We start from the raw sequence: 17939 nt of genomic DNA, 5'->3' as shown, positions 1-17939 counted from the left end.
GTCAGTGGGCGGCAGTAGAATAGGGGGAGTTCGTGAGGGTTCCACCACCGTGCCAGGAGGTTGCCGATGGCCGTCGCCACAGTCACGACCGAGCCGCTCCACAAGCCGCTGCGGAAGAAGCCGCTCCCCGCGGGCCGGCCCCGTGAGTGGTATGTCTCCCACAACCGCCGCCTGAAGGCCATGCGCCTGGCGATAGCCCTGCTCGACACCGGGGTGTACCAGCCGTCGAGCGCCGACAACGCCCGCATCCGCGCCACCGCGGACCGTCTCGCCATCCACCCGCCGTCCGACACCACCTGCCGCATGGTCCGCGCCCTGATCCGCTACGGCCGCTGACCCCTGCCCGCCTGTGCCCCCGGGAGCCCGGGGGCACAGGCGCCGGTTCCGACACCCGTCCGGGACGGGTGCGGGACCGCCGGTCGCGGCCGGAAAGGGCCTCTGGCCACCGCGGGCGCTCTCCGGAAGTGTGACGTGTCACAGACAACCACAGCAGGGCTGTGGGAACTTCAACTCTGTTACTCGTCAGTTGAGTTACCGGCGTCCACGCGTGAGAGGGTCGTAATGAGCACTCTGCAAGCCATCACGCTCGACCAGGTGGTCGACACGGACCACTACCCCTTGTCGGAACCCGGGAGCCCACAGGCCCGCGCCGTGGTGGCGCGGGCGCGGCGCGAACTGGCCGAGGCCGGCTGCACCGTACTCCCGGACTTCGTCCGCCCTCCGCTCCAGGAGGTCCTGCGACAGGAGTGCGCCGCCCTCGCCCCGCACGCGTACTTCGACGTCGAGACGGTCAACGTCTACAACATCGACGTGGACGAGGACCTGCCCGAACACCACCCCGGCCGCCGCACCTTCGAGCGCGGCAACGCGTTCGTCGCCCGCGACCACATCCCCGGGGACTCCCTCATCAGCCGGCTCTACGCCCACGAGGCGTTCCAGCGCTTCGTCGCCGACTGTTTCGGACTCCCCGGCCTCCACGAACTCGCCGACCCGCTCTCCGGGCTGGTGCTCAACGTCGTACGGCCGGGCATGGAGCACCCCTGGCACTTCGACACCAACGAGTACACGGTCAGCATGCTGACCCAGGAGGCGCAGGAGGGCGGGTCGTTCGAGTACTGCCCGAACATCAGGTCCGCCGACGACGAGCGCTTCGACGACGTCCGGGACGTCCTGGACGGCAAGGGCGCCCCGGAGCGCCTGCCCCTGCGCCCCGGCGACCTCCAACTCTTCAAGGGCCGCTACTCGTTGCACCGGGTCAGTCCCGTCCGTGGCGGCCTCGCGCGCCACAGTGCGATCTTCGCCTACAGCGAGCGCCCCGGCGTCATCGGCAGCGTGTCGCGCACCCGGCAGCTCTTCGGCCGCGTACTGCCCGAACACCTGGCGGCGGAAGGCCGGGCCGTACGGGGTGACCAGCTCCTGGACTAGGGCACGGCGAACGGTTCAGGCACTGCCACGCGCCCCACCGAGGAGAACCCCTTGCGTCTCGACGCGTCCGGAAAAGTCTCGCTGGACCACATCTACACCGCGCCCGACCCCCGCACCTACTTCCAGGTGCTCCGCCCGCTCGGCTACTGCGTGCCCCAACTGGCCAAGCCCTGGTTCGACAAGCTCGTCAAGGAGTACCGGGAGACGGAACAGGTCACCGTCCCCCGCGTGCTGGACATCGGCTGCTCGTACGGGATCAACGCCGCCCTGCTCAAGTACGACGCCACGATGGACGAGCTGTACGCGCGCTACGACGGCAGCGGCCCCGCCACCCGCGCCGGACTGCTGGAGCGGGACCGCGACCTCTCCCGTTCCCGCAGCCCCGCGCGGGCGCTGCGCTTCACCGGCCTGGACGCCTCCGCCGGCGCACTGGCCTACGCCCACGAAGCCGGCTTCCTCGACGCCACCGTCAACGCCGACCTGGAGGCGGACGACCCCACCCCCGCGCAGCGCGACCTGCTCGCCGGGACGGACCTGGTGATCTCGACGGGCTGCATCGGCTACGTCACCGAGCGCACCCTCACCCGTGTCGTCGAGGCGCAGGACGGCCGCCTCCCCTGGATGGCGCACTTCGTGCTGCGGATGTTCCCCTTCGACCCCGTCGAGAAGGCGCTGGAGGAGCTGGGTTACCGCACGACCCGGGTCGACGGGGTCTTCAGGCAGCGGCGTTTCGCGGGCCCGCAGGAGCGGCAGGGCGTCCTGGACAGTCTCGCCGAGGCCGGTGTGGACGCGAGCGGGCTGGAGGAGGAAGGCTGGCTCTACGCTCAGCTCCATCTCTCCAGGCCGCAGCACCGGTAGACCCCGACCATCCCCACTCACCGAGAAGAGAGCCGCATTGAACGTCAGTCAGGAAGCAGCAGCCGGCGCGACCTTCGCCCGTGAAGGAAGCCTTCCGCGCGTGCCGCTGCCCTCGCTCGAGGCGAGCTGCGAGAGGTTCCTCGCCTGGTGCGCCCCACTGCTGACCGCCGAGGAGCGGGCCGCGACGGAGGCCGAGGTCGCCGCCTTCCTGCGGCCCGGCGGCCCCGGCCGGACGCTGCACGCGGCGCTGGAGGAGTACGACGCCACGGAGGGTGTGCACAGCTGGCTCGACACCTTCTGGCCGTACCGCTACCTCGGCCGCCGGGACCGGATCGCGCTCAACGCCAACTTCTTCTTCCTGTTCCAGGACACCGGGCAGGGGCAGCTCGACCGGGCGGCCGGGCTCGTCGCGGGCGCGCTGCACTACAAGCGGCGGCTCGACGAGGGGCTGATCGCGCCGCTGGAGCAGCGCGGCGTTCCCCAGTCGATGGTGCAGAACGCGTACCTCTTCTCCACCACCCGCATCCCCGGGGTGCCGCTGGACACGGTGCGCGCGCCGTACAGCGAACAGGCACCCGGGCCGTCCACGGCCCGGCACATCGTCGTGTTCTTCCGGGGCACCATGTTCCGGCTGGACGTGCTCGGCCCCGACGGCGTGCCCCACACCCTCGACGAGATCGAGGCCGGGCTGCGCGCCGTCACCAAGGCCGACGTCCACACGCCCGAGGAGGAGCGGGCCGGCCACCTCACCACCATGGCGCGGGCGGAGTGGGCGGCCACCCGGGCGTCCCTCGTCGACGGCCACCCCGGCAACGCCCGCACGCTGGACGACATCGAGACCGCGCTCTTCTGCGTCTGCCTGGAGGACTTCGCACCCGAGGACACCCAGGCCGCCTGCGACGAACTGCTCCACGGGGACCGGGGCAACCGCTGGTTCGACAAGGCCGTCTCCTTCGTCGTCCACGCGGACGGCCGGGCCGGCATCAACGTCGAGCACTGCGAGCTGGACGGGACGACCATCCTCAGCTTCACCGACGCCCTGCTCGGCACCCCGCCGGACGAGCACTCCCGCCTCTCCGGGGCGCGCCCCCAGGGCGAGCCGGTCCCGCGCCCCCTGGCCTTCGAACTGGACGCGTCCCAGCGGGCGCGGGTGCGCGCCGCGGCCGAGGAGTTCGCCGCGTACGGCGACGCCACCGCCACCCGCACCGTGTCGTTCGAGGACTTCGGCAGTACGGCGGCCAAAGCGCTCGGGGTGTCCCCGGACGCCTTCGTCCAGGTCGCGTACCAGCTGGCCCACCAGCGCGCCAAGGGCCACCTGGGAGCCACGTACGAGTCCATCGCCACCCGGCAGTACCGCCACGGCCGCACCGAGGCGATGCGCGTGGTCACCCCCGAGATGTCCGCCTTCGTCGCGGCGATGGACGACCCGACGGCCGGCCGCGACACCCGCCGCGCCGCGTTCCGGGCCGCCGCCGGGGCCCATGTGGCGCGGGCGAAGGAGTGCCAGGCGGGCGAGGCCCCCGAGCAGCACCTCTGGGAGCTCGAACTGATCCAGCGCCGCCGCGGCGACGAACTGGGGGTGCGCGAGCAGCCCGCCCTCTACCGCTCCCCGGGCTGGCTCACCATGCGGGACGACTACCTGAGCACGAGCTCGGCGCCCTCCGAGAACATCCAGTACTTCGGCTTCGGCTCCACGAGCAGCCGCTGCATCGGTGTCGCGTACGTCCTGCTGCCGGACCGCTTCAACCTCTACCTGAGCACCCCGCGGGCGGTGGCCGGCCAGATGCACGCCTTCGCGGACCACCTCCGCGAGGCGGTCACCGGACTGCGGGAACTGCTGGCGGACTGACCCGGGAGGCGCACCGGCCGCCGGAACACCTCCGGCATGACGCACGAGCGAGGGCCGCCACCCCCGACCGGGGAGCAGCGGCCCTCGCTCATGTTCCCGCGAACCGCGGTGTGCCTAGAGGTCGAAGTACAGCTCGAACTCGTGCGGGTGCGGACGCAGCTGGATCGGGGCGATCTCGTGGGTGCGCTTGTAGTCGATCCACGTCTCGATCAGGTCGGGCGTGAAGACGCCGCCGGCCTGGAGGTACTCGTGGTCGGCCTCGAGCGCGTCGAGGACCGCCGGGAGCGAGGTCGGGACCTGCTGCACGCTCGCGTGCTCCTCGGGCGCCAGCTCGTAGAGGTCCTTGTCGATCGGCTCCGGCGGCTCGATCTTGTTCTTCACGCCGTCCAGGCCGGCCATCAGCAGGGCCGAGAACGCCAGGTACGGGTTCGAGGACGGGTCGGGGGCGCGGAACTCGACGCGCTTCGCCTTCGGGTTGGAGCCCGTGATCGGGATGCGCATCGCGGCGGAGCGGTTGCGCTGCGAGTACACCATGTTGACCGGCGCCTCGAAGCCCGGGACCAGGCGGTGGTAGGAGTTCACCGTCGGGTTGGTGAAGGCCAGCAGCGACGGGGCGTGCTTCAGGATGCCGCCGATGTAGTAGCGCGCCATGTCCGAGAGGCCCGCGTAGCCCTGCTCGTCGTAGAACAGTGGGGAGCCGCCGGACCACAGGGACTGGTGGACGTGCATGCCCGAGCCGTTGTCACCGAAGATCGGCTTCGGCATGAAGGTCGCGGTCTTGCCGTTGCGCCAGGCGACGTTCTTCACGATGTACTTGAAGAGCATCAGGTCGTCGGCCGCGGCGAGCAGCGTGTTGAACTTGTAGTTGATCTCGGCCTGGCCGGCGGTGCCGACCTCGTGGTGCTGGCGCTCGACCTGGAGGCCGTTCTTGTCCAGCTCCATGGAGATCTCGGCGCGCAGGTCGGCGAAGTGGTCGACCGGCGGCGTCGGGAAGTAGCCGCCCTTGTAGCGGACCTTGTAACCGCGGTTGTTCTCGACCGCACCGGTGTTCCAGGCGCCGGCCTCGGAGTCGATGTGGTAGAAGCTCTCGTTCGCCGACGTCTGGAAGCGGACGTTGTCGAAGACGTAGAACTCCGCCTCGGGGCCGAAGTACGCCGTGTCGGCGATGCCGGTCGAGGCGAGGTAGGCCTCGGCCTTCTTGGCCACGTTCCGCGGGTCACGGCTGTACTGCTCGCCGGTGATCGGGTCGTGGATGAAGAAGTTGACGTTCACCGTCTTGTCGCGGCGGAACGGGTCGACACGGGCCGTGGACAGGTCCGCACGGAGCGCCATGTCCGACTCGTGGATGGCCTGGAAGCCGCGGATCGACGAGCCGTCGAAAGCCAGTTCCTCGGCCGGGTCGAAGGTCGCCGCCGGAATCGTGAAGTGCTGCATCACACCCGGCAGGTCGCAGAACCGGACGTCGATGAACTTGACGTCGTTGTCGGCGATGTACTTCTGGACTTCGTCGGCGTTCTGGAACATCCAACTCCTCCTACTCCCGACCCGGGAAAGGGCGGGGTTGCAGCTCGTCTGTGTGGCCAGTGCGGTGGCACACGCTGGACCCGACCATAGGCAGACAGGATTTCTCCAGCATGACCCAATTGTTTCGCACAAGTTAACCAGGCGGGCTGTGGGCGGCGCCTCAACGACGTGTTCCGTGCCCCGCCCGGTCGGCTGCGGTGGCCGGCGCAGTACCGTGGTCGGGTGGACAACAGGCAAGCAATCGGATCGTGGCTCTCGGGGCCGCGCGCGGCGGCCGAGGAGATGGGCGCCGACTTCGGTTACCGGGGCGAGCGCCTCGGTCTGCCCCAGGAAGGCCCGGGGTCCGTCGCCCCGCTGGGCCGACGCTTCGGGGCCCTCTTCATCGACTGGGCCGTGTGCATGGTGATCGCATACGGCCTGCTCGCTCGTGGTGACCAGCAGTCGGCCGGGAACTGGGCGCTCGGCGTCTTCCTCGTCATGAGCTTCCTGACGGTCGGAACCGTGGGTTCCACCCCGGGCAAGCGGATTCTGGGCCTGCGGGTCATCGCCGAGGACGGCGGGCGGCTCGGCGCCGTACGGGTCGTCGTGCGGAGCGTGCTGCTCCTCCTGGTGATCCCGGCCGTCGTCTGGGACCGCGACAGCCGCGGCCTCCACGACCGGCTCGCCCGCGCCGTCCAGGTCCGCATCTGAGACGTACGAAGAGAGCGGCCCCGGACGATGCGCTCGTCCGGGGCCGCTCTCTTCGTACGTGCTCGGTCAGCGCATCTTTCCGCCGCGCGGCATCCGCATGCCCTTCGGCATCGGACCCTTGGGCAGCGGCATGTTGCTCATCAGGTCGCCCATCGCCCGGAGCCGGTCGTTGGCGGCGGTCACCTGCGGGCCGGTCAGGACCCGCGGGAGCTTCAGCATCGTGGTGCGCACCTTCTTCAGCGGCACCTGGCCCTCGCCGTCGCCGACGATGATGTCGTGCACCGGCACGTCCACGACGATGCGGGCCATCCGCTTCTTCTCGGCCGCCAGCAGGCTCTTCACCCGGTTCGGGTTGCCCTCCGCCACCAGGACGATGCCGGCCTTGCCGACCGCCCGGTGGACGACGTCCTGGCTGCGGTTCATCGCGACGGCCGGGGTCGTGGTCCAGCCACGGCCGACCCGGTCGAGCACCGCCGCCGCCGCGCCGGGCTGTCCCTCCATCTGACCGAAGGCCGCACGCTCGGCACGCCGTCCGAAGATGATCGCCATCGCGAGGAAGGCCAGTACGAAGCCCAGGATGCCCGCGTAGACCGGGTGACCGATCAGGAAACCGATGGCGAGGATGACACCGAAGGTGACGATTCCCACACCCGCGACGACAAGACCCACCTTGGGGTCCGACCGCCTGGTCATCTTGTAGGTCAGGGCGATCTGCTTGAGCCGCCCCGCGTTCTCGGCGCTGTCCGCGCCGTCAGTGTTTGCCTTCCTCGCCATGTACGGAAGTTTACGTGGCGCGGGAGTGACCTAGGAACGGTGGTCGGCCACAGCCTTCAGCACATGCTCCGCCTCGACCCGGTCCTGCGCCCTGCGGCGGTCCTCCAGGACGGCCGTCCAGGCGTTGCGGCGGGCCGTGCGCTGGCCGCCGCTCATCAGCAGGGACTCGACGGCGCGGAGTGCGGTGGTGACGGTCGGGATGGCGTTGGCTCGTACCGGTGCGGCGTGCATCGTGGGTGTTCCCCCTCGGAGCGGATGCGCGCGCCCGGCGCGCACTGAGTAGCGGGAAGCAATGACGACGGCGGCTGCGGAGCCACCGCGTATGTACCTAGGGTCACTGCTCGGTGTTACCAGTGCATGACCGGTCGGTCAAACACCAATGAAACTCTGATTTCGGCGGCGCGCACGCCGACGCGGCCCATACGGGCCCCTCACCTGCGGGGGACGTACGGACCGCGTCGTCGCGGGTATTACTGTTCAGTATCTTCTTGTGCGCCGATTCACACGGCCGGCGCGGTCGCGGCGGTCGCGCCGCGCCGCTCCATCGCCTGCTGGAAGAGGCGGCCCGCGCGGTACGAGGACCGCACCAGCGGCCCGGACATGACGCCCGAGTAACCGATCGCGTCGGCCTCGTCCTTCAGCTCCACGAACTCGTGCGGCTTCACCCAGCGCTCGACCGGATGGTGCCGCGCGGAGGGCCGGAGGTACTGCGTAATCGTGATGAGCTCGCAACCCGCGTCGTACAGGTCCTGGAGCGCCTCGCTGACTTCCTCGCGGGTCTCGCCCATGCCGAGGATCAGGTTGGACTTCGTCACCAGGCCGGCCTCGCGGGCCCGCGTGATGACCTCCAGGGAGCGCTCGTAACGGAAGCCGGGGCGGATCCGCTTGAAGATCCGCGGCACCGTCTCGACGTTGTGCGCGAGCACCTGCGGGCGCGAGGAGAAGACCTCGGCGAGCTGCGCGGGCTCCGCGTTGAAGTCGGGGATGAGCAGCTCCACCTTCGTGGCGCCGCTCTCCCGCCCCGCGGTCTGCGCGTGGATCTGGCGCACGGTCTCCGCGTACAGCCACGCGCCGCCGTCGTCCAGGTCGTCGCGTGCGACGCCGGTGATCGTGGCGTAGTTCAGGTCCATCGTCACGACGGACTCGCCCACACGGCGGGGCTCGTCACGGTCCAGCGCCTGCGGCTTGCCCGTGTCGATCTGGCAGAAGTCGCAGCGCCGGGTGCACTGGTCGCCGCCGATGAGGAACGTCGCCTCGCGGTCCTCCCAGCACTCGTAGATGTTCGGACAGCCGGCCTCCTGGCACACCGTGTGCAGACCCTCGCCCTTCACGAGCGCCTGCATCTTCGTGTACTCGGGGCCCATCTTCGCCCGGGTTTTGATCCACTCGGGCTTGCGCTCGATGGGGGTCTGGCTGTTTCGGACCTCCAGGCGCAGCATCTTGCGCCCGTCGGGTGCGACACCGGACACTCCGGCACCCCTTTGCTTTCGCTGCATTGGATTCTTCGGCGAACACCAGGGTACGCCCGTGGTTAGAACGGCCTTGCGTCTGGCCAACCTGTGGCCGACGGGGCCTATTCCCTACGCCGAGGCGGCCGGTTCCTTCGGCGCGAGGACGCGGGGCGCGAGCTCCGCGTTCTCCAGGACGTCCCGCAGGTGCCTCTCGGCGACCGGGAGGACGTCGTCGATGGTGATCTCACGGCCGAGTTCGTACGAGAGCGAGGTCACGCCCGCGTCCCGGATCCCGCAGGGCACGATCCGGTCGAACGAGGTGTTGTCCGGGTTCACGTTCAGGGAGAAGCCGTGCATGGTGACGCCCTTGGCGACCCGGATGCCGATCGCGGCCAGCTTGCGGTCCTCGCGGCGCTGCCCGGCGTTCGAGGGCGCGTACTCCGGGCCGTTCAGCCGGGGGTCGAACTCCTCGTCGTGCAGGCGGGGGTCGAAGTCGAGGGAGAGCCCGCCGAGCGAGGGGCGGTCCCCGACCGGGTCGCCGAGGACCCAGACACCGCTGCGGCCCTCGACCCGGCTGGTCTCCACGCCGAACTCGGCGGCCGTGCGGATCAGTGCGTCCTCCAGGCGGCGGACGTGTGCCACCACGTCCACCGGGCGGGGGAGCTTGAGGATCGGGTAGCCGATGAGCTGTCCCGGGCCGTGCCAGGTGATCTTCCCGCCGCGGTCGACATCGATGACCGGGGTGCCGTCGAGCGGTCGCTCGCTCTCCGTCGTGCGCCGCCCCGCCGTGTAGACGGAGGGGTGCTCGAGGAGCAGGCAGGTGTCGGGGACGGTGTCCTCGAACCTGGCGGCGTGCACCTCGCGCTGCTTCTGCCAGGCCTCCTGGTAGTCGACCCGCTCCTCGCCGAATCCCAGACGGACGAACCGCAGCTCACTCACTCGGGTGCCTCCCTACTCGCGGTGCCGGAGGGCCGGGGGGTGTCCCCGGGGTCACGGCACCATCCGTGTGCGCCCTGAGCCACTGTACGACCGCTCCCGAACACCGGGTCCGGCAGGTTACGGACGGGGCGCTTCCCGTCAGCGATCCATTAATCCTCACACGATCGGATGAACGTGGAGCGAAGGCCGTTGGTGCCGCCGCCGGGGCAGTTAAGTTCGCGCCGTTCCATAACGGGCTCGCCCGCTCCCAATCGTGGGGGAGCCCGTAAGGGCTGCCCGCCCGGCGCCGAAGGCAGGAGACCTTACAGCTGATGTCGGAACGACCTCCGCAGCGCACCCCGAACCGGCGGCTCGCTGCCCTCATCGCGGAGGCCGGGTTCTCCCATGCGGGCCTGGCCCGCCGGGTGGACCAGCTCGGCCTCGAACACGGGCTCGACCTGCGATACGACAAGACCTCGGTGACCCGCTGGCTCCGCGGCCAGCAGCCCCGGGGCACCACCCCCGCGCTGATCGCCGAGGTCTTCACCAGACGGCTCGGACGCCGGCTCTCCGCGCAGGACCTGGGCCTGGACGCGTGTGCGCCCGTCTACGCCGGACTGGAGTTCGCGGCCACGCCCGCCGAGGCCGTCGACATCGTCAGCGGGCTCTGGCGCAAGGACTCGGGCAGCCATGCGGAGCTGCGCAAGATCGCGTTCACCCCCGCGGGGCTGGTCGTCCCCAGCAGGGACTGGCTGATCGGGCGGGCCGACGAATGGGTCGGCCGGGGCGAACCCCAGGAGCGCGCGAGCGGCGCCACCGGCCTGCCCGCACCCCGCACGCCCGTCGAAGGCCGGGGGAGCCGGCCCCCGCACGGGCTCCAGCAGGTACCCGGAGCCCTCCAGGCGCCCGGCGTCCCCGGCCCGGCGTACGGGGCGGGAGCCAACGGAGCCCGGGCGGGCGCCGGCCGGGGCCCCGTCCCCTCCCGCCCGCCCGCTGCCGTGGCACCGCTCCTGGGCGTCCCGCGCCAGCGGCAGACCGACCGCGGCGCCGGCCAGCGGGTCGGCAGTGGCGACGTCGCCGCCCTGCGCTCGGTGGGCGAGCTCTTCCGCACCCTGGACAACGCCTACGGCGGCGGCCACGCCAGGCAGGCCCTCGTCCGGTACCTGGAGCACGAGGCCGAGCCCATGCTCCGCGGGAGCTACGGCGAGACGCTGGGCCGCCGGCTGTTCTCCGCCGCGGCCGATCTGACCCGGCTCGCGGGATGGACCTCGTACGACATCGCGGCGCACGGCCTCGCCCAGCGCTACTTCGTCCAGGCGCTGCGGCTCGCCCAGGCCGCCGGGGACCGGGCGTACGGCGCCTACGTCCTGATCACGATGAGCCGGCAGGCGGTCTACCTGGGGCACGGCAGGGAAGCCGTCCAGCTCGCGCGCGTCGCCCAGCAGGGCATCGGCTCCTCCGCGCCGCCCGTCGTCATGGCCCTGCTGCACTCGGTCGAGGCGCGCGGACACGGCGTCCTCGGGGAGAACAGGCAGTGCGTCGCCGCCCTGGTACGCGCGGAACGGGCGCTGGGGGTCTCCCGGCCCGGGGACGACGTGCCGCACTGGGCCCGCTACTTCGACGAGGCCCAGCTCGCCGACGAGTTCGGCCACTGCCACCGCGATCTGCAGCAGTACCGTGTCTCCGCCCAGCACGCCGAGCGGTCGCTCCAGCTGCGCGCGCCGGCGTACGCCAGGAGCCGGCTGTTCTGCCGGGTGGTGCTCGCCTCCGCACGGCTCGGGCTCGGGGAGCTGGACCAGGCGTGCCTGCTGGGCGCCGAGGCGGCCCAGCAGGCTGCGGAGATGCGGTCGGTGCGCGCGACGGAGTACGTACGGGACTTCGAGCGCCGCCTGGAGCCGTACCGCGACGCCGTCGCCGTCCGGGGATACCGCGACCGGGTCGCGGCGCTGGGCTGACCGACGGCCTACGCGGCGGCGGGCAGCGCCGTTCCCCGGCGGCGCACCCCCAGGTCCGCGAGGATCGCCGAGGCGGCGCGCCTGCCGGAGCGCAGCGCGCCCTGGACCGTGCTGGTGTCGCGGTGGTCGCCGCAGACGTACAGCCCGGCGAGCAGCCGGACCGGGCGGCGCGGGTCGTGCGGCGGAGGCATGGCGGGGACCGCCTCGGGGTCGTGGTGGGCGGCCAGCAGCTCCCAGTCGTCGGTGGGTGTGCCGTAGAGCGTGGCCAGGTGCGCGCGCACCTGGCCGTCGAGGTCCCGCGGCGGGGGGCCGAGCACCGTGGAGGTGATCAGGGCCCGGCCGCGCGGGGCGCGCGAGGGGTCGACCTCGCTCATCACGGCGGTGTGCGCGACCGGGCCCGAGCGGTCCGCGTCCAGCAGCAGACGGCCCCCGGTCGCCGGTGGCTCCCCGGTGGTGTGGTGCAGCACGGTCACCGGGTGGAAGGCGGGCGTCCGCAGCCCCGGCAGCAGTTCGGCGGCGGCCCCCGCGCCGGTGGCCAGCAGGAGCGACCGGCAGCCGAGCTCGCCGTGCTCCTTGGTGCGTACGGAGGTGATGTCCGCCGCGGTCACATGCACTCCCGTGCGTACGGTCCCGGGCGGCAGGGCGGCCGCCATCAGGTCGGGCAGCGTGGCGGAGCCGCCCACGGGCACACAGAGCCGTCCGCGCGCGTAGTCCCGGAGAGCGAGGTCGGCCATGCGGCTCGACGTGGTGAGCCCGGGGTCGCCGAGCAGCGCCGAGAGGAGGGGGCGCAGGAAACCGACGACCGTGCGGGGCGGGAGGCCGGACAGTGCCTCGGACACGGCCCTGTCGGGCCTGGCGAGGATCCGGGACTCCGGAGCGGTGGCCAGCCGGGCCAGCCAGGCGCCGAGCCTGGCCTGCTCGATCGCCCCGCCCAGGGGTGCGTGAGGGGCGCTCGACCGGGAGCGCGCCGCACGGAGTGCGCCCCTCGCGCTCCGTACGTCCCCGGCGCGGTACCGCCGCCCCCCGCTGTGGACGAGCACCCCCGGGGCGAAGTCCCGCAACACCAGGCCTTCGAGCCCCGGGGCGGTGCTCAGCTCCGGATACGCGGAACTGAGCAACGGGCCCAGATGGTCGAGCCGGAACCCGTCCACGTCATGGGTGGCCATCCGGCCGCCCACCCGTGGGGCGGCCTCCAGGACGCTGACGCCCACTCCCGCGCCGATCAGCTGGTGGGCCGCCGACAGGCCGGCGATCCCGGCCCCGATGATGACCACATCCGCGTGGTCCGCTGTGTGTGCCCCGATCACGTGCCCCTCCCCGAGTCGGTGCGACTGTGGGGAGGTATTGCCCCCAACAGGCCCCCGGAATGCCCGAGTTCGGGTCGAGGCTAGGTGTATGGCCGAGAGAGGCGCAGTCGCGCGCACCCCGTGCACCGGTGCACGGGGTCGCACGGCGGCCGGTCGCGGGGCCCGGGGGAGTGCCGGGCCGTGGTCAGCGCAGTGCGGCCCGGATGGCGTCGTCGATGCCGGGGAAGGCGAACGCGAAGCCCGAGTCGAGAAGTTGGCCGGGCAGCACCCGCTGGCTGGCCAGGACGTCCCCGGAGAACTCCCCGAGCGCGGCCTTCAGCGCGGGTGCCGGGACGGTGAACAGGGTCGGGCGCCGCAGCACCCGCCCCATGGCGGCCGTCACCTCGCCGTTGGTGACGGGGGACGGGCCCGTCAGATTCACCGGACCCGACAGCGTCTCGGTGTCCAGGATGTGCCGCAGCGCCGCGATGTGGTCGTGCAGCGCGATGAAGCTCCAGTACTGCCGGCCGTTCCCCATGCGCCCGCCGAGTCCGGCCTTGAACAGCGGGAAGAGACGCCCCCAGGCCCCGCCCCGCCGGGAGACGACCAGACCGGTCCGCGCGTGGACCGTGCGCACGCCCGCCTCCTCGGCGGGAGCCGTCGCCTCCTCCCACTCCACGCAGACGGACGGCAGGAAGCCCTCGCCGGGCGGCGCGCCCTCGTCGACCGCACGGTCGCCGGTGTCGCCGTAGAAGCCGATGGCCGACCCGGACAGCAGCACCTTCGGCGGGGTGTCCAGCGAGGCCACCGCCTCGGCGACGGCCGCCGTGCCCAGCACCCGGCTGTCACGGATCTCCCGCTTGTACGCCTCCGTCCACCGGTGGTCGCCCACCCCCGCCCCCGCGAGGTGGACGACCGCGTCGCAGCCGGCCAGGCCCGCCACATCGACGTACTGGCGCTTCGGGTCCCACTCCACCTCGTCGCCCGTCGCGGCCGGGCGGCGCACCATGCGCACCACCTCGTGCCCGTCGGCACGCAGCGAGCGCACGAGCGCCGCTCCGATGAGTCCGGTCGATCCGGTGACGGCGATTCGGGAAAGCGGCATGCCGTCCATCCTGCCCCATGCGCACCCGGTCACGCGGGAGTCGGAAGGGCCGGACGCGCATGGCACAGTTGCGCGCATGTCCGTGTCACGATTCCGGTCCCTCGCCCCCGTCCGTCCCGCCGTACCCGAGGACGAGACCGCCCTCGGCGAGCTCGACCGGGCCACCTGGTCGACCCTCCACGCCGTGCAGCCGAGGCCGCAGCCGCCGTACGAGCCCTTCTTCGACGAGCGTCACCTGCCCGGCGACTACCTCGTCGTGGAGGCGGTCACCGGCACGGACGAGGTGATCATGGCCGGCTACGTCCGGCTGGCCCGCCCGACCCCGCTCGTCTGCAACGCTCACGTCCGCCAGATACAGGGCCTCGCCGTCGCCGACTGGGCACGGCGCCGGGGCGTCGCACGTGCGCTGCTGCACGCCGCGTACGCCGAGGCGCGGCGGCAGGGCGCCGGACGGCTCACGCTGCGGGTGCTCGGCCACAACACGGCCGCGCAGGCGCTCTACGCCTCCGAGGGCTTCGCCGTCGAGGGCGTCCTCGCCGGCGAGTTCTTCCTGGGCGGGCGGTACGTCGACGACGTCCTGATGGGCCGCTCGCTGACGGCGTGAACCCCGGACGCCCGTCCGCCGCTCAGACCGGGCCGAAGCGTTCCCAGAGGGCCGGGTAGCGCTCAGCCAGCGCCGTGTCGTCGTCGAAGCCGAAGGGCGTGCCCGCCGGTTCGCCCGCCTGCGGCGGCAGCCCCAGGTCGGGGGCGACGACACCGGTGAGCTGTTCGTACGCCTCGTCGGCGGCGTAACCGAGCTCCTCGCCGTCCCCGTCGAGCTCCTCGTCGAAGTCGTCCAGCAGCTCGGCCAGACTGTCCGGGTCGTGCACCGCCCCCTCGAAGACCTCACGGCCCTGCGCGATCAGCCAGCAGCGGAAGTAGTCGAAGGCGTCGTCGCTCGCCCCGCCGAGCAGCACGGCCGCCGCGCCCCACAGGTCCCAGCGGTACGCGCGGTTGTAGCGGGCCTCGAAGTGCCTGGCGAAGTCCAGCACGGAGTCGGGATCGAGCCGCACCAGCCGTTCGACGAGCAGGTCGGCGTGGTCCTCGGGGTCGCCCTCGGCGGCCTCGCGGGTGCTGTCGATGATCTCCCAGAACTCCGTCTCGTCCATCACGGGTCCAGCATCTGCCCCGGCGGCAGGCGACGCACGCCCAGACACCGAATTGAAGCCTTCGACGTCACTTCCGGGCCACTTCAGCGATAGAGGTCGCGCAGTCGTTCGGCGGTATCGGCAAAGCGTTCGCGCAGGGCGGCGGGTGCCAGGACCTCCACCTCGGGCCCGAGGGACAGCAGCTGGCCGTACGCCACCTCGGCGGACTCCACCGGCAGGACCACCGTGCGCCGGCCCTCCGCGTCCGGCGCGGCGGCCCCGGCCAGCGCCTCGTCCACGGCCGCCCGGTCCATGGCGTGCGGCAGCCGTCGTACACCCGCCTCCGACAGCCGCACGGTCACCTCGGTACGCAGGATCGACCGCGCGAACTGCGCGGCCCGGTCCTCCCAGAAGCGCGGCAGGTCGAAGTCCTCGTCCCGTACGAAACGGGTCTCCGAGACGGCGACGGCGGCGAACCGGTCGATCCGGTAGACCCGGAAGTCCTCCCCGGCCCGGGCGCACAGGTACCAGACCCCGGCCTTCAGGACGAGCCCGTACGGCGCCAGCTCCCGCTCCACCTCGCCCGAGGGGCGGCTGTAGCGCGCCCGGACCAGCCGGTCGTCCCAGACGGCCTCCGCGACGGCGGGCAGCAGCTCGGGGGCGGCCGGTTCGTGGTACCAGCCGGGGGCGTCCAGGTGGAAGCGCTGGGCGACCGTGCGCGAGGCGTCCCGGAGCGAGGGGAGCAGGGCCGCCGAGACCTTCAGCCGGGCGGCCGAGGCGGCGTCGTCGAGCCCCATCTCGCGCAGGGCGGAGGGCAGCCCGGACAGGAAGAGCGCCTCGGCCTCATGACGGGCCAGCCCGGTGAGCCGTGTCCGGTAGCCGCCCACGAGCCGGTAGCCGCCCGCCCGGCCGCGGTCGGCGTACACGGGCACGCCCGCCTCCGAGAGCGCCTGGGCGTCCCGTGTGACGGTGCGCTCCGAGACCTCCAGCTCCTCGGCCAGCTGGGCGGCGGTCATGGAGGGCCGGGACTGCAGGAGCAGCACCATCTTGATCAGGCGGGCAGCACGCATGGGGCCATTGTGCGGGCCTGCGCCTCACCTCCACAGGGAGCCCGGTCCGTGGAGGCGCGGCGCGGGGCGCGGGCTCAGCGCCGGGCAGCCATCGCGCGCAGGCCGCGCCAGGTCCGGCCGAGCGGGCGGCGCGCCGGTGCCGGGATGTGCACGGTCCATCTGCGCGGCGGGAGGGCGTCCATGCGGTGGTAGAACTCGTCCACGTCGACGGCGAGCGTGCGCCCGGCGGTCCAGTAGGGAACGACGCCGACGGCGCCGGGCCCGACCCGGGTGGCTCCGGCAGCGGTGAGCTCACTGCGCCGGTCGCCTTCGATCCGCACGCTCCTGCCCACGCCGAGCAGCTGCAGCGAGCCCCGCACGTCGTAGACCCCGCGCTGCAGCGGGCCGCCGCCGGCCGCCGTGAGCGGGTCGATCTCCAGCTCGCCCCGGACGACCAGCCGGCTGCGCCCGGGGCCTGCCGGGACGACGGCCGCCCTGAGGTCGCAGGCGGGGAACCAGCCCATGGGGCGCTTGCGGTCCTTCAGGAGCACGTGGGCGGACGCCGCGCGCGAGGGGTCGCCGATCTCCCACTCCGTGACGGCCGGGTTCCCCTCCAGCAGCCGGGGGTCGAGCAGCAGGCGTCCGTCACGCTCCACCATCACCACCGGTGTGCCGTCCGCATGCGTCATCTCCATCCGGAGAGGGGCGGTCAGCCTGCCGTCCCGCCAGCGCAGCCGGCCCACATCGGCCCGTGCCCGCAGGGTGCGGGTGCGTTCGGCCAGGGCGCGCAGACCGTCGAGGCGGCCGTCCTCCAGAAGCGTCGCGCGCAGCCGCTGCACGGCCGGGAGCCCTTCCCGTACGCCGGGGGAGAACTCGTCCGCGACGAGCTGCCGGACCGTCTCGAACCGGGACCGCACGTCCAGGGTGGAGCTGAGCACCCGGGGCTCGCTCACCTGGTGGAGGATCTCCACGCGGTAGGTGCGGCGCAGCAGCGCGTCGCGCTCCGGGCCCGGTTCCGTGCCGTCCTTCAGGGCCTGGACGACCTGGCGGAGATTGCCGAAGTAGCCCTTGACGTCGATCGGGGCACTGCTGTTGTTGCCCCTGTCCTCGCGGCGCATCCAGTAGTAGCAGGGGTGGTCGCCCAGCACGGAGACCCGCTCGGTGGCGACGTAGGCGCGGGCCATGAACAGCTGGTCCTCCAGCCGGCATCTGCCCTCGGGGAACGTGATGCCGTTCTCCAGGAGGAAGGACCGCCGGAACATCTTGTGCGGGGTGAGCGAATCCATCAGTGAGTGGTCGCGCACCGAGCAGCGGTCGATGGTCCGGGCGAACACGGTGCTGGGCGGCTGCATGGTCCCCACGACCTTGCCCAGCACGATGTCGGACCCGTTCTTCGTGCCCAGGGCGCACAGCCGCTCCAGGGCCTCCTCGTCCAGCTCGTCGTCCTGGTCCACGAACTGGATGAACTCGCCCCTGCTGCTCGCCACCCCCACATTGCGGGGCTTGCCCGGCCAGCCCGAGTTCTCCTGGTGGATGACGCGGACGTGCGGGTGGGCGGCGGCCAGCCGGTCCAGGCGGTCCCCGGAGTCGTCGGTCGATCCGTCGTTGACGTAGAGGACCTCGTACCGGTCGGGCCCGATGCTCTGCCGGAGCAGGGACGGGGCGCACGACTCGATGTAATGCGAGGCGTTGTAGATCGGTACGACGATCGTGGCCCGCAGCGTGTGCGGTGCGAGCTTTTCGGCAGTGGTCATCCTGCGTCCCCTCAAGGCCGTGCCGGGGGGTAGTGGGGGATACCCGGTCCAATCGCACGAAACGGTATTCGGTAGATATACCCGTATGAGCCCATAAATCGCCGCTCAAGGAACGGATCTGTGCCGTCCGGTTCCCCCCGGAAACCGACCCGTCGCCCGAGAGGCGTAGGACTC

The 17939-nt window shown here is 72.0% G+C and carries 17 protein-coding genes; 7 read left to right on the top strand and 10 right to left on the bottom strand.

Going from position 1 to position 17939, the window contains the following annotated elements; genetic code table 11:
* The first annotated feature begins 66 nt into the window (after positions 1–66).
* The 4 genes from AB0P41_RS00490 (at position 67) to AB0P41_RS00475 (ending at position 4132) form a co-directional block, all read left to right on the top strand.
* Positions 67–336 carry a hypothetical protein gene (locus AB0P41_RS00490; protein ID WP_356707371.1) on the top strand — a complete coding sequence of 90 codons (270 nt, stop codon included), beginning with the start codon at positions 67–69 and terminating at the stop codon, positions 334–336.
* A gap of 225 nt (positions 337–561) precedes the next feature.
* Positions 562–1425 carry an arpA protein gene (locus AB0P41_RS00485; RefSeq protein ID WP_356707370.1) on the top strand — a complete coding sequence of 288 codons (864 nt, stop codon included), beginning with the start codon at positions 562–564 and terminating at the stop codon, positions 1423–1425.
* Positions 1426–1476: 51 nt separating this feature from the next.
* A complete protein-coding gene (locus AB0P41_RS00480; RefSeq protein WP_356707369.1) occupies positions 1477–2283 on the top strand; it encodes a class I SAM-dependent methyltransferase in 807 nt (268 codons plus the stop codon).
* 100 nt (positions 2284–2383) lie between these two features.
* A complete protein-coding gene (locus AB0P41_RS00475; RefSeq protein ID WP_365929180.1) occupies positions 2384–4132 on the top strand; it encodes a choline/carnitine O-acyltransferase in 1749 nt (582 codons plus the stop codon).
* 114 nt (positions 4133–4246) lie between these two features.
* Here AB0P41_RS00475 and glnA read toward each other — a convergent pair whose 3' ends face one another.
* Positions 4247–5656 (bottom strand): type I glutamate--ammonia ligase, encoded by a 1410-nt coding sequence (gene glnA / locus AB0P41_RS00470; RefSeq protein ID WP_356707367.1) that lies wholly within the window; start codon positions 5654–5656, stop codon positions 4247–4249.
* A gap of 222 nt (positions 5657–5878) precedes the next feature.
* On the opposite strand from glnA, the gene AB0P41_RS00465 reads away from it, so the two are divergent.
* On the top strand, positions 5879–6346 hold the full coding sequence (locus AB0P41_RS00465) for an RDD family protein (RefSeq protein ID WP_356707366.1): 468 nt from the start codon (positions 5879–5881) through the stop codon (positions 6344–6346).
* A gap of 66 nt (positions 6347–6412) precedes the next feature.
* Here AB0P41_RS00465 and AB0P41_RS00460 read toward each other — a convergent pair whose 3' ends face one another.
* From AB0P41_RS00460 to lipB, 4 genes are all read right to left on the bottom strand, one after another.
* Complete coding sequence (locus tag AB0P41_RS00460; protein ID WP_356707365.1) at positions 6413–7120, bottom strand: DUF4191 domain-containing protein; 708 nt, start codon at positions 7118–7120, stop codon at positions 6413–6415.
* Between the two features lie 30 nt (positions 7121–7150).
* On the bottom strand, positions 7151–7351 hold the full coding sequence (locus AB0P41_RS00455; RefSeq protein ID WP_356707364.1) for a hypothetical protein: 201 nt from the start codon (positions 7349–7351) through the stop codon (positions 7151–7153).
* 269 nt (positions 7352–7620) lie between these two features.
* Positions 7621–8589, bottom strand: a complete 969-nt coding sequence (lipA, locus tag AB0P41_RS00450; protein WP_365929177.1) for a lipoyl synthase — start codon at positions 8587–8589, stop codon at positions 7621–7623.
* A gap of 111 nt (positions 8590–8700) precedes the next feature.
* Complete coding sequence (gene lipB / locus AB0P41_RS00445) at positions 8701–9510, bottom strand: lipoyl(octanoyl) transferase LipB (protein ID WP_356707362.1); 810 nt, start codon at positions 9508–9510, stop codon at positions 8701–8703.
* Between the two features lie 311 nt (positions 9511–9821).
* Between lipB and AB0P41_RS00440 the strand changes: the two genes are divergently transcribed.
* Complete coding sequence (locus tag AB0P41_RS00440; RefSeq protein ID WP_365929175.1) at positions 9822–11444, top strand: regulator; 1623 nt, start codon at positions 9822–9824, stop codon at positions 11442–11444.
* Between the two features lie 8 nt (positions 11445–11452).
* Here the strand turns inward: AB0P41_RS00440 and AB0P41_RS00435 are convergent, their stop codons facing one another.
* Positions 11453–12751 carry an NAD(P)/FAD-dependent oxidoreductase gene (locus AB0P41_RS00435; RefSeq protein ID WP_365929173.1) on the bottom strand — a complete coding sequence of 433 codons (1299 nt, stop codon included), beginning with the start codon at positions 12749–12751 and terminating at the stop codon, positions 11453–11455.
* Positions 12752–12935: 184 nt separating this feature from the next.
* On the bottom strand, positions 12936–13835 hold the full coding sequence (locus AB0P41_RS00430) for a TIGR01777 family oxidoreductase (protein ID WP_356707359.1): 900 nt from the start codon (positions 13833–13835) through the stop codon (positions 12936–12938).
* Positions 13836–13911: 76 nt separating this feature from the next.
* Between AB0P41_RS00430 and AB0P41_RS00425 the strand changes: the two genes are divergently transcribed.
* Positions 13912–14439, top strand: coding sequence for a GNAT family N-acetyltransferase (locus AB0P41_RS00425; RefSeq protein ID WP_365929172.1), 528 nt, complete (start codon positions 13912–13914; stop codon positions 14437–14439).
* Positions 14440–14461: 22 nt separating this feature from the next.
* Here AB0P41_RS00425 and AB0P41_RS00420 read toward each other — a convergent pair whose 3' ends face one another.
* The 3 genes from AB0P41_RS00420 to AB0P41_RS00410 all read right to left on the bottom strand — a co-directional run bounded on the left by AB0P41_RS00420 (position 14462) and on the right by AB0P41_RS00410 (position 17765).
* The gene (locus tag AB0P41_RS00420) at positions 14462–14983 is read right to left on the bottom strand and encodes a DUF4240 domain-containing protein (RefSeq protein ID WP_356707690.1); all 522 of its coding nucleotides are present in this window, start codon (positions 14981–14983) and stop codon (positions 14462–14464) included.
* Positions 14984–15066: 83 nt separating this feature from the next.
* On the bottom strand, positions 15067–16032 hold the full coding sequence (locus AB0P41_RS00415) for a YafY family protein (protein WP_365929170.1): 966 nt from the start codon (positions 16030–16032) through the stop codon (positions 15067–15069).
* 74 nt (positions 16033–16106) lie between these two features.
* A complete protein-coding gene (locus AB0P41_RS00410; protein ID WP_365929168.1) occupies positions 16107–17765 on the bottom strand; it encodes a glycosyltransferase family A protein in 1659 nt (552 codons plus the stop codon).
* Positions 17766–17939 lie beyond the last annotated feature (174 nt).

This window comes from Streptomyces sp. NPDC079167 (assembly GCF_040686735.1).
Taxonomy (GTDB): Bacteria; Actinomycetota; Actinomycetes; order Streptomycetales; family Streptomycetaceae; genus Streptomyces.
The sequence above is the reverse complement of the archived record's forward strand: the minus strand, read 5'-3'. Positions and strand labels throughout refer to the sequence as shown.